At 63.9% G+C, this 12,374-nt stretch carries 8 protein-coding genes; 1 reads left to right on the forward strand and 7 read right to left on the reverse strand.

Features of this window, described 5'->3' with window-relative positions; all coding sequences use genetic code 11:
- Positions 1-26: 26 nt before the first annotated feature.
- The 5 genes from ACQ3C8_RS03485 to ACQ3C8_RS03505 all read right to left on the reverse strand — a co-directional run bounded on the left by ACQ3C8_RS03485 (position 27) and on the right by ACQ3C8_RS03505 (position 5,425).
- Positions 27-1,259 (reverse strand): radical SAM protein, encoded by a 1,233-nt coding sequence (locus ACQ3C8_RS03485; RefSeq protein WP_428852480.1) that lies wholly within the window; start codon positions 1,257-1,259, stop codon positions 27-29.
- Positions 1,256-2,377: a radical SAM protein gene (locus ACQ3C8_RS03490; protein ID WP_428852481.1), complete on the reverse strand. Its 1,122-nt coding sequence runs from the start codon at positions 2,375-2,377 to the stop codon at positions 1,256-1,258. The genes ACQ3C8_RS03485 and ACQ3C8_RS03490 overlap by 4 nt, the downstream gene beginning before the upstream one ends.
- 1 nt (position 2,378) lies before the next feature.
- The gene (locus ACQ3C8_RS03495) at positions 2,379-4,256 is read right to left on the reverse strand and encodes an ATP-binding cassette domain-containing protein (protein WP_428852482.1); all 1,878 of its coding nucleotides are present in this window, start codon (positions 4,254-4,256) and stop codon (positions 2,379-2,381) included.
- Positions 4,253-5,119 carry a hypothetical protein gene (locus ACQ3C8_RS03500; RefSeq protein WP_428852483.1) on the reverse strand — a complete coding sequence of 289 codons (867 nt, stop codon included), beginning with the start codon at positions 5,117-5,119 and terminating at the stop codon, positions 4,253-4,255. Before ACQ3C8_RS03500 ends, ACQ3C8_RS03495 begins: the two co-directional genes overlap by 4 nt.
- A 138-nt stretch (positions 5,120-5,257) precedes the next feature.
- Complete coding sequence (locus ACQ3C8_RS03505; RefSeq protein ID WP_009521916.1) at positions 5,258-5,425, reverse strand: hypothetical protein; 168 nt, start codon at positions 5,423-5,425, stop codon at positions 5,258-5,260.
- Between the two features lie 428 nt (positions 5,426-5,853).
- On the opposite strand from ACQ3C8_RS03505, the gene ACQ3C8_RS03510 reads away from it, so the two are divergent.
- Complete coding sequence (locus ACQ3C8_RS03510) at positions 5,854-7,530, forward strand: class I adenylate-forming enzyme family protein (RefSeq protein ID WP_428852484.1); 1,677 nt, start codon at positions 5,854-5,856, stop codon at positions 7,528-7,530.
- Between the two features lie 31 nt (positions 7,531-7,561).
- On the opposite strand, the gene ACQ3C8_RS03515 is transcribed toward ACQ3C8_RS03510, so the two are convergent.
- Positions 7,562-9,157, reverse strand: coding sequence for an efflux transporter outer membrane subunit (locus ACQ3C8_RS03515; protein WP_428852485.1), 1,596 nt, complete (start codon positions 9,155-9,157; stop codon positions 7,562-7,564).
- A gap of 46 nt (positions 9,158-9,203) precedes the next feature.
- The gene (locus tag ACQ3C8_RS03520) at positions 9,204-12,371 is read right to left on the reverse strand and encodes an efflux RND transporter permease subunit (RefSeq protein ID WP_428852486.1); all 3,168 of its coding nucleotides are present in this window, start codon (positions 12,369-12,371) and stop codon (positions 9,204-9,206) included.
- Between the last annotated feature and the right edge of the window lie 3 nt (positions 12,372-12,374).

Here is a 12,374-nt window from a genome sequence, read left to right on the forward strand (position 1 = left end):
GCAGGCAACTGCGAGGCCTTTTTTATTTAGCCCTGCCGCTCATGCCACTGCATGACAGCATCCCGGTTGGCTTCCAGGAAGGTCCACAGCATCTTCGTCACCTCACAATGCGGGTTGCCGGTATGTGCGGCGGTGGGCGTGAGCGCGGGGCAGCCGAAGTCGCAGATCGTGCTGGCCGCGCACCCCTGGCAGCGATCCCACCACTCGCCCTTGGCATGGAAACGGCCTAGCGTGCGGGTGACGTGCTGCGGATCGAACCCCTGGTCGAGGACATTGCCCAGCCGGAATTCGTGCATGGTGAAGGTCATGTCCGAGCACGGAAACACATCGCCCTGTGGGTCGATCGAAAAGTAGGTGAAGCCGGCGTGGCACGTGTAGCCGGTGCAGTCATTGCGCTGTCCCGGTTGCGCGCGCAATTGATGACGCGCATAGTCGGTCAGCATGCGCAGCGTCATCACGTCGCTCAGCTGGCTGCCATCGTTCGCCAGCTCATGGCGAATGAGTTCCTGCTTGGCCGCCAGCAGTTGCTGGTCTGTCAGGGAGTCGCCTTCCGTGGCGCGGCCCACCTCGAACAGGGTGTTGAAACGTACGCCGCTCACGCCAAGGCCTTGCAGGAAGTCGAGCGTATCGCGCACCTTGTCATGGTTGTGCGGCGCAATGACCACGACGATCTTGGGCGGCAGTCCGGCATCCACGAGCTTGCGGATATTGGTGACGACCTTGTTGCCGCGCTCGCGCAGCACGTCGTTGATCTCGGGTTGGCCATCGAGGCTGATGCTGAGTTGCATGCCCGTGCGGCGGGCGAATTCGATATGCCGTTCGCCCATGATGGTGCCATTGGTCTGCATGCCCAGTGCAAAGCGCGTTGCCGGATAGTCCGCCAGCATGCCGTGAAATTCCTCGAACCAGGCAAGCGGCGCGAGCATGGGCTCACCACCGAAGAACACGATGCGGAAATGCTCGCGCTGCGCGGGCCGCACGAAGGTTTCGAGGGCTTGCCGGGCAATCCCGATATCCATGATGCTCGGCTTGCGGCCGTTGAGCGCCTCGACGCTGCAGTGCGTGCAACTGAGATTGCAACTGCGGGTGAGGCACAGGGACAGTGCTCCTGCAGTGCGTACCGGCTTCAGTTCCGCCGCTGGCGGCACAAAAGCGCTGCTGCGGACCGGAATCGATACGGGGATCGTAACGGAGGACGCAATAGAGGACGCAACCGAGGGCGCAGCGGAAGGCGCAACGGGGGTGGCGATCGAGGTCATGAGCGTTGCTCCTGTCGCATGGCGATCTGTGCATGCCCGACCGGTATGAGGTCGTCGGCGCCATGCGTGGACATGTAGGAATGGTGAACGCCGCAGCAATGCGAGCGGTACAGGCAGGTGTCGCAGCGGGGGCTGAATACTTTCTCCATGTCTCTGGAGGCGCCGCGTGTCAGCTGCACCACATCGGTGTCGCCGTCCGACTGGTAAACCACGCGGGCGTGGGATGTCCGGCTGCGGCGAAAATCCAGGTAGTGCATTTCCAGCCCCAGTAGATGGCAGGGCGGAATGCCTTCCAGCGAAAATGCAATACCCGCTTCTTGCAGCCGGTCGCGAACCTGCGGAAGCTCGCCGGAAAAATCCGCGAGCCGTGGCATCAGTACCGTCGAAGGGTGATCAGGCACATATTGCTCCATCAGCGACAACTGCAGGGAGCGTGCGCCATACCGGCACGCCAGTTGCGCAAGCGTGGCCAGCTTGCCGACTGACAGCGTTGTGATGACATGATTGAGTCCAAGATGGACACCGGCGCCAGCGATGGCCTGCACATTGGCCAGCGCGGTCTCCAGCGCTTCCCAGTAGCCCTGTTTGCCGGTCGTGCCGGTCGCTGCATCGGCATCCGCGCCGTGCACGGACATATACAGTTCCTTTACACCGGTATCGACGAGCGCTTGCACAAACGCGGGATCGCGCAGGGCATGGCCATTTGTCGCCACCGAGATCCACGAGAATCCGGCGGCGCGCAACTGCTCGACGAAACGCGGCAACTGCCGCAACAACGTTGGCTCGCCGCCGGACAAGGTGATGTGGTCGAAACCCTGCCGCCGCAGCTGCGCCAGTGTCGCGAGCGCCAGTTCCGCGTTCACCGGGTGGGCCGGCAGTGTCGGTTCGTCGCAATAGCTGCAGCGCAGGTTGCAGCTGTTGAAGAAACGGAACCAGATGCCGCCACGCTCCTCGGGTGAGGCGGTGACCTCCTCCAGCGAGATCGGCAAGTGGGTCAGTCGCGGCTGAAAGCCTGCCCCTGCATCGGGCGCATCCGGATCGAGGGTCGTCTGCGCATGCGTGACCGATATCACCCGCAGGCGCCGCGCGCCCAGTAATGCCAGCGGCCATGTTTTCACCCTAGCGTCCATGACTCACCATGTGGGCTGCGGTGTCCATTGCGGTGTCCGTTTCAGTATGCGTTTGGGCGTCCATCGCGGTCTGCGGCGCCCATGTCTGGACGATGCCAATCTCTCCCGAGGCCAATTCGCCGAGCATGATGACGCGGTCGAACAAGGGCAGGATGTCGGTCTGATGCGTGACGACGAGTGCGGCGGTGCCGGGCTCCAGCAGATCGAAGAAATCGCGCATGGCGTGGACGCGGTCGCCTGCCGCCAGCGGTGCAACCGGCTCGTCCAGCAACGCCAGTCGGGCGCCGGCGCCCCGCAGTAATGTGCGGACGAGCTGGATACGCCGGATCTGTCCGGTGGATAGCTGATGCTTGCCGATGGCCGCCTCGAATGCCGAGGCGGAAGAGGGGGCGGAGCCAGCGGTGCGTAGCAGCGCATCCAGTCCGAAACGGCGCAGGACGGCCTGGAGATCGACGTCCGAGTCGGGATGCGCAGGCTTCGTCAGCCCGTAGAACAGGTTGTCGTACACATCGCCTTCCACCAGCTCGATAGCCGCCGGCAGGTAGCTGATCTGTGCGCGCCAGGTGCGGTTGGAGCTGCCATGCTGCAAGGTCCATGGACCCAGGCTGAGTTGCCCCGTGTAATCATCGTGCAGGCCGACGATCAGTTCGAGCAGGGTGCTTTTGCCGAGACCGCTGCCACCGAGGATGGCAATTTTTTCACCAGGGTGGACGGCGAGCGCACGGATATCGAGGCCCCTGGCGGCCCCTGGGTACCTGAATCGCAGGTTCTCGATCGCCAGCAGTGGGCCGGCAGAGCGGGACGCGGCGATGTGGCCCGGCTGCTCGGCGCGGATGCCAAGCAAGGCCTGGATATTGTCGGTTGCCACTTCGATGCGCGACAGGTCCATGAACACGGCGGTCAGGTTATCTGCAGCGGAGAACATCATGCCGAGCACCATCACCAGTACCACGAAGGTCTCGATCTGCATGGTGGACTGGCCACTGGTCAGCACCAGGGCCAGCAAGATCAGCACCGGGCCGGAGAAATGGAGCAGGCCCGTCAGCGCCTTGTCGAGGAACAGGTAGATCCCCACCCGGCGGCGTGCCCGGGTCTCGTCGTGCAGCTCGCCGGACAGTCGCGTCATTTCCTGTGTCTCGGTGCCTGTTGCGCGCACCATGCGCAGCCTTCCCAGCAGTTGGGCCAGACGGGACCACAGCCGCTCGGAAGCGTGATCCGCCTGGCGCATATGGGTTTGCACGAGCAGGGCCGAGAGTACGGCGGCAGCCGCGTGCACCGCTACGAGCAGGCCGGCGAGGAACGCCACCACCGGCTGCAGGACGAAAAGATATCCGAGGCAGGAGAGCAGCAAGACGGCATCGACCACCCGCAGCAGCAGGCAATCGACCAGCAGCCGCTGCAGCATGCCGGCATCCTGGAAAATCCGCTTGTTGATCGTGCCCGCATCGCTGGCGATCAGGTCCGCATAGCGATAGCCGAGTACCTGCCGCATCGCTTGTTCCCGTACGTGCAGCACGACGCCGAGGGCGATACGGTCGAACAGGCAGTCACGGAGGAAGCCGATGACATAGGCGAGGATGGCCACGGCGATGGTTGCGGCGCCCAACACGAGGCTGGCGCGTGCCAACGGTGTGCCGAGGTACGTCAGTATCCAGCGGATGGCGGCATCCAGTTCGCCCTGGTACAGGTCGACGCGGACGGCCTGGAGCGTCATGCGGCTGAACTCGAGGGATGCCATCATCGCGGCCGTACTGAGCAGGACCAGGCCGGCCGCCAGCGCCAGCGAGGCATGCATGCCGCGCGGCAATTGACGGAGCGTCATGGACAGAAACTTCAGCGGCGAGAGCGGAGCCTTGGGTGTCCTCATGCCGGCATCCAGGCAAATCCGACGCTATCGGCACTCAGGCGGTCGAGGAAGCGTCCCAAGGGCTGCCGCCCGATGGATGCCGACGCGGGATCAAGAATGTCGGCACAGCCGTCTTTTTCCTGCCATGCCTCGCATACCCAGGCGTGCCTCGTGTCGTCTCCATCGATGGGACCGGTGCTGCCGATGACGACAAGGGGCAGGCCTGCGGCCAACGTCGCGGTCAGCGATGCGCGCTGGTTGATCGGCTGCGGTTCGAAGGGCCCGCCGAAATACTGTTGGAGCGCCGCCAGGATCAGGATGCGGGCAGGCGCCAATCCAACACCGCGACGCAAAGTGGATGCAGGTCTGTTGTCGGGTAGGCTATCCGGCGAGGCCACACGCGGCACGGGTGTCGCCTGGCAGAAGCGGAAGACCGCGGCATCGAACGCTTTTTCCTGCGCACCCAGGCTGGCCGGTGCACGGTGACGCCAGCGGAACGGATCATATGTCTGCGACAGAAACCGGAGACAGACCGCGATACATGCGTTTTCGTATGTCGAAACCGACGGTGCGATCGGTTGGGCGGCCCCCTGTACGGTCGCAGCATAGTGCAATTCATGCAGTTCGTGCAGGCAGGCGACCTGTTCTTCGATTGACTGCAGAGCCGTTCTGCGCAGGACCAGGTGGCGGGCGAGCGCGATCGCGCACGCTACGTCGCCGCTGGCGTTCGCGCATTCGATCAGTTGGTGGCTCTGGTCGCAAAACCAGTTCGGCAAGATGGACCAGAATCCGAGTCGGAGGAACGTCTGCAGGGCGGCCGACCCGCGGACGTCCGGATGGCTAGCAAGTGTGCCCACGGTATTTCGCAAGCGGTCGGGCGGCAATGCGGAAACGGAAACGTCCGCCGCGCCGAGCGGGCAGGCAGTTCGATGGGGCAGCACGGAAACCGGCTCAGGCATGTCGGAATATTCCGAGAATAAAAATATCCCCGGCGCAGGCCGGGGATAATCACTGGTCGTGATTTACTTCTTTTTCTTATCCCATTCGCCACCGTAATAGCTGCGGCCAACATTCACGGCCTCGCTGTCGGACGACACCTGCGGTTGGAAAATGGCATCCAGCTGTTCCTGGCTGAGCGGACGGATGACGTCGCTTTCCAGGGGCTGAGTCGCTTCGCTTGCTTTCTTCATCAGACACTCCCTTCGAGAAAAAGCCCGGGAACACGGGCAGGCACTACGGTGAAACGGGACAGCGAATGCATGGGGATCGAGGCGGTTTGCGTAGGGCGCGCCGTATGCGCACTACGGCAACACGCTCGAGAGAGCTCAATAATCCATATTATCAAATCAGGTTTGACCAAAGTCACCACCTGTTTGGGGGAAATCTACCCGGATACTCTGAATTCTTAAACGCGTGCCGTCCGTCAACCGGGTTAAACCAGGATTATTTTTGGCGGATGCCCGGTTTTCGTCGCCGACGTACCGTCTCTTCCAGGGCAATGCACATGTGATCCGTGGTAGCATCCATGCGGTCTGGCGTGCCAAGAGCGCGCGTGCCGTGTTGGCGGATACAAACGAGCGGGCGCTGGGGGCGCCTAGCGGTCCCCGAAGGCCTTGTCATGCAGAAAATCCTGACCCTCCACGATTCGCAGTCCAGCCGGGCCTACTACCAGTCGGGCATCTGGCAGGACGATACTTTCTATACGCTCGCGCAACGCCATGCGCAGGAGCGGCCGGATGCATTCGCACTGCGCGATGCCACCATGCGCCTCACCTGGCGCGAAGTCGTCGAATGGACCGACAGCGTGGCCGCCGCATTGCAACAGCGCGGCCTGCGGCCGGGCGACCGCGTGGGTGTTTGGCTGCCCAACGTGGCGCACGCCATCATCGTCTTCCTCGCCTGTTCGCGCAACGGTTACGTCTGTTGTCCCTCGCTGCACCAGAACTACACCGTTGACGAAATCTGCACGCTGCTGAACCGCGTACAGTGCCGAGCGTTGTTCGCCATGGAAGGCCATGGCGCCGATGGCCGGCAGGTATCCATTTTCGAGCGCGCAGCCGACATCCGTTCGCTCGACGTGGTGTTTTCGCTGACCGAATACCAAGGACGGGCCGTGCCGCTGCCGGCCGGTGCTGAAGCATTTCCCGGCCGGTTGCCACCCGCAGGACAGGCTGGCCCGGATCTCAATCCCGACAAGATCGTCTATCTGGCCTTTACCTCCGGCACCACGGGTCTGCCCAAGGGCGTGATGCACAGCGACAACACGCTGCTCGCAAACGGTCGCGCGCTTGCCGCCGACTGGGGGCAGACCACCGCCACCCGGCTGCTGACGCTCAGTCCGCTCAGCCACCATATCGCCACGGTTGCGCTCGAGCAGATGCTTGCGGTTGGCCTCGAGCTGATCGTCACCGACAACCGGCGTGGCGCACAGTATCTCGACTGGATCATCGAAACCGGCGCCACTTACCTGATGGGCGTACCGACGCACGCGATGGATATTCTCGAGGCCGTGCGGGAGCGTGGCCTCTCACGGCTCGGCGAGGTGCAGACCTTCTATCTGTCGGGCGCGGTGATTCCGCGCGAAGTGGCTGCCCGCTACGCTGCACTGGGCGTGACGCCGCAGAACGTATACGGCATGACGGAGAACGGCTCGCATTGTTATACCGTGCCGACCGATCCGCAGGAGGCGCTCGTCGGCAGCTGCGGGCGTGCCTGCACCGGCTACGAAATCCGCCTGTGGAAACAGGACAATCCCGACGAAGAGGCAGGCCCGGGCGAGGTCGGGGAAGTCGGCGGACGAGGGGGCATTCTCATGCTCGGCTACTTTGGCGATCAGGCCGCCACCGAAGGAACGTTCAATCGCGACGGCTGGTTCATGAGCGGCGACCTCGGTGTCTTTGACGCGCATGGTTGCCTGCAGGTGGTCGGCCGCAAGAAGGACCTCATCATTCGGGGCGGCCACAATATCCATCCGGCGCGCATCGAGGATCTCGCCATGCGCCACCCCGATGTCGAACGCGCTGCGGCGTTCCCGGTCGACGATGCGCGTCTTGGCGAAAAGGTGTGCCTGTCTGTCATTCCGCGCGCGCAGGCCTGTATCGATCCCGACGATCTGTTGATGCATCTCGCGGAACATGGGCTGTCCAAATACGACATGCCCGAATACTTCCTGAGCCTTGAGCATTTCCCGCTGACCGCGAGCGGCAAGATCCTCAAGCGCGACCTGGTCGAGCAGACACGCGCCGGCAACCTCCAGCCGATGCCGATCCGCTTCGGCGGCCAGACCAGACGCTAGGCGCTCCTTCCCTGTTTGACCGCAAGCGGCTTCACAGGGTCGCGGGCACTGACGTAGCCGGTGCGGCAGCTGTTGCATCCTCCTCCGTGCGGTGCCACCAGCCGCCGCCCAGCGCCTGGAACAACGCCGCGGCCGAGCCGAGGCGCGCCGCCCGGGCCTGCGCGAGATTGAGCTGGGCCTGTCGGTTTGCCTGCTCGGCAGTGATCAACGCGAGGCGATCGATCTGCCCGCCACGGAACTGGCGCTGGGTCAGCGTCATGGCCTGGTGCGCTGCGCGCGCGGATTCATCGGCCGCCGCATGGGTTTCGGCATCCGAGCGGAGCGTATGCAGGGTGTCGGCGACATTCTGGAATGCCTGGATGACAGTGGACTTGTACTGTGCCCGGGCTTGCTCAAACTCTGCCTCTGCCGCGCGCTGGCGCTGCTTCAATGTGCCGCCGTCGAATAACGGCTGGGTGAGGCCCCCGATCAGGTCGAAGAACCTGCCGGAGTTCCAGAACATCTGGCCGATATTGCTCGCCGCGCCGCCCAGCGCGGCCGTGATCGACAACTGGGGCAAGCGGTTGGCGATCGCTACGCCGACCATTGCACTGGCAGCCTGCAACTGTGCCTCTGCCGCGCGGATATCCGGGCGTTGCTCGATTACCTGGGCCGGCAAGCTGAGCGGCAATTCCGCCGGCAGGTGCAAGGTGTCGAGCGAGAACACTTCCGGTACATCCTGATCCTGCACGTTGCCCGCGAGCGCACGCAGCAGCGAGCGCGTATGTTCGAACTGCTGGCGTAGCGGCGCCAACAGCTGGCGCGTTTGCGCCAGTGCCGATTCTTCCATCGCCACCTCGACACGGGAGACATGGCCCGCCTTGAACTGGCGTTGTACCAGTGCGACCGACTGCATCTGCGCTTCGATCATCTGTTCGGTCAGGGCAAGCTGCTGGCGCAGCAGCGCATCCTGGATCGCGGCGGCCACCACGTTTGACGCCAGCGTGAGGTACGCGGCTTCCAGCTGCAGGCGCTGGTAACGCTGCTGGGCCTCCAGCGCCTCCGCCTGCCGGCGGTTGCCGCCAAACACATCGGGTACGTAGCCGACTGTCAGTTGCGCGGTATGGAAGTTGTAGATTACCGGTCCGTTGAACGGCGCCGTACCGCCTTCGCTCGCCGGCGTACCTTCCCGCGTGGCGATGACGGTGCCATTGCCCTGGATGCCGGGGGAGTTTCCGCCGAGATTGCCGGCGATCTTGGTGCGCGAGGGCGAGTAACTGGCCTGTATGGTCGGAAAGAAGAAACCCCGCTGCGCATACACGTTTGCCTGCGCAGCACGCAGGGCTGCCTGGGCTGCCTCGATCGACGGGTTGGCGTCGAAGGCGCGGACGATCAGTGTATCGAGTGCCGGCGATTCGAATACTTTCCACCAGTCAGCGCGGATGTCGGCGGCCACTGCCAGCCGCTGTGCGGGGACAGTGGCCGCGGGTGCAAGCTCGAGTGGCTGGGGCGTCGGCGCATAGCCGTGCGAGACGGGAAGGGCCGGCCGAGCGTAGTCCGGGCCGACCGCGCAGCCCGCAAGCCAGAGCGCTGCCAGCGCCGCCGGGGCCAGGCGGCTGGTGTGGCACGGAAGGGTGCTTGCGCGCATCCGCTTCCGGCCGCTCGAAAGCGCCTGCGACACAGAACGCAAAAGGCTACGCATGCTGGTTTCCTTCAGTGGTGGCAGGTGCCGGTCCCCCATGTTGCTTGAGCGGCTCTGCAAGCGAATCATCAAAATTGCCAAAGCGGCGCAAGGCAATGGGCAGGACGAGGAGAGTAAAAAGCGTCCCCGTCACGATGCCGCCGACGATGACGCAGGCGAATGGCCGCTGCGTTTCGCTGCCGATACCTTGGGACAAGGCCGCGGGCAGCAGGCCGAGCCCGGCCATCAGCGCCGTCATCAGGATGGGGCGCAGGCGTATCGCGGCGCCCTCGACAATGGCCTGTGCCACAGCCGCGCCGCCCTGGATGCGGTGGATGACTTCCTCGACCATGATCACGCCGTTCTGCACCGAAATCCCTGCCACCGCAATGAAACCCACGGCAGCCGATACGGAAAGATGCAATCCTGCGATACCCAGCGTGGCGAGGCCGCCGACCAGCGTGAAAGGCACCATCGCCAGCACCAGGCTCGCCAGGCGAACCGAACGGAAGGCCCAGAACAGCAGCGAGAAGATCAGCAGGGCCGTGATAGGGATGATCACGATCAAGCGCTGCACTGCGCGTTGCGAGTTCTCGAACTGCCCGCCCCATGTCAGGGTGTAGCCAGGCGGCAGCTTGATCTTCTCGGCAACCGTCTGGCGCGCTTCGGCGACGAAGGTACCCTGGTCGCGCCCCAGCAGATTCACTTTCACGATCACCAGGCGCGACCCGGCTTCGCGGAAGATGCGTGAGGCGCCCTGACGTACTTCGATGGTCGCGACATCTTCCAGGGCAATGGTCGCGGGACCGCGCGCCGCGTCACTGTCCGGCAGCGTCAACTGCAGGCGGCCGATCGCATCGATGTTGTTGCGATGGCGTTCTGCGAGCCGGACCACGACATCGAAACGGCGGTCGCCATCGAAGTAACTCGTGACGGCGGCGCCCGACATCGACTGATGTATCAGCGTATCGACATCGTTGATCGAAATGCCGTAACGCGCCAGCCGCTGGCGGTCAGGAGTAATGACGATCTCGGTCTGGCCGCCGATGCGCGTGGCATCGACATCCGTGGCGCCACGGATCCGGCTGATGACCGCGGCGACCTGCGCAGCTTTCTCGTCGAGAATGTCGAGGTTGTCACCCGTGATCTTGGCGACGATCTCGCCACGGAAGCCGGACAGAGATTCCTCGACGTTGTCCTGGATCACCTGTGAGAAATTGGTCGAGACGCCCGGGATGACCGCAAGCTGGTTGGACATGTCCGCGACCAGGCGTTCCTTGCTGGGGAAACGCCATTGCTTGCGCGGCGCGAGTTCAACCAGGAGCTCCAGGTTGTTCGGCCCCTTGGCGTCCGATCCGTCATCGGGGCGGCCAACCTGGCTGATGACCTTGGTGACTTCAGGATAGGCCAGCAGCTTGTGGCGGACCACGCGCTCCACTTCCTTGGTCGTGCCGAGCGCAGCCGAGGTCGGCAGCGTCACCGTCAGCCAGATATTGCCTTCGTCCAGCTTGGGCAGGAACTCGCTGCCCAGGCGGGGAGCAAGCACAAGGGCCAGCACGACCGGAATTGCAGAGAGCAGCAGGATGCGGCCGGCATGCTGCATCGAGTAGGCGACGATCCGCTGGTAGCGTGACTGCAGCCAGTCGAGCCACGGCTTGTGCTTTTCCACCAGTGCCCGGCGCTGCAGGACATATGACAGCAGCGTGGGCAGCAGGGTAAAGGTCAGGATCAGGGCGCCGAGCAGTGCAAAGCTCAAGGTCAGCGCCACAGGGGTGAAGATTTTTCCTTCCACGCGCTGAAAGGTAAAGATCGGCACGAAGGCGAGGATGATGATCGCCTTGGAGAAGATCACCGGTCGCGAGAGTTCCGACATGGTCCGCTGCAGGATGCTCATGCGCTGAAGGCGATTCTCCGGTGCAGTCGGGTCGCCGTGCGCGGTCTTCACCGCAAGGCGCACCATCAGCGCCTCCACGATGACCACCGCGCTGTCGATGATGATGCCGAAGTCCACGGCGCCGAGCGAGATGAGGTTGGCCGATACGCCGCGCGCATGCATCAGGATGAAGGCGAACAGCAGCGACAGCGGAATCATGGTGGCGACAATCAGCGCGGCCTTCCAGCTCGACAGGAAGAGCACCAGAACGGTCACCACCAGCAGGGCGCCGATCAGCAGGTTCTCCGCCACGGTCGAAACGGTATGGCGGACCAGTTCGGTGCGGTCATAGATCGGCGTGATTTTCACGCCGGCGGGCAGGCGCGCTTGCAGCTGGACGATGCGCTCCTTGAGCTCTTCGTTGATCTTGGCCGGATTGCCTCCCTTGGTCATCGAGACGATGCCTTCGACGATGCTGTCCTGTTTGCCGACCGCCACGATGCCAAACCGCGGACGCTCGCCCGCGCGCACCACGGCAACATCGCCGATAGTGATGGCGCGCCCTTCGCGCGCGGTGATCACGGTGTTGCGAATATCGTCGATGCTGCCGTACAAGCCGCCGGAGCGCACGACCAGAGAAGTATCCCCGCGCTGCAGCAGGCCGCCCCCGGTACTGCCGTTACCATTGGACACGGCTTCGTTGACTTGCCGCAGGGTCACCTGGTACTTGCGCAGCGCCTGCGGGTCGGCCTCGATCTGGTATTCACGGATGGCGCCGCCGAAGCTGACGATGTCCGCCACGCCCGGTGTCATGCGGAGGAAGGGCCGCACGGTCCAGTCCTGCAGGGTCCGGACCTCGACATCGGACAGCCCCGGCGCCTGGATGGTGTAGCGATAGACTTCGCCGACCGCCGTCGAAAGCGGAGCCAGTTCTGGCTGTACACCAGTCGGCAGATCGACGGAGGCCAGTTTTTCCATCACCTGCTGGCGTGCGAAATAATCATCCGTACCGTCGGCAAAGGTCAGCGTGACGATCGACAGGCCGGACATGGTGACCGAGCGCACGTTGGTGAGCTTGGGGATGCCGGCCATCTCGCGTTCGATGGGGAGCGTGACGGTGCGCTCCATGTCTTGCGGGGCCTGGCCCGGCAGTTGGGAAATCACCCGCACCTGCACGTCCTGCACATCGGGAAACGCCTCGATGGGCAGCGACGAGAGCGAGAAGCCGCCGACGATGACGAGTGCGGCCGACAGGACCAGCACGAAGACGCGCTGCGTCAGCGCAAAGGCGATGAGACGGTCGATCATTGC

The organism is Imbroritus primus, assembly GCF_964332355.1.
In the GTDB taxonomy this organism is placed as follows: domain Bacteria; phylum Pseudomonadota; class Gammaproteobacteria; order Burkholderiales; family Burkholderiaceae; genus Imbroritus; species Imbroritus primus.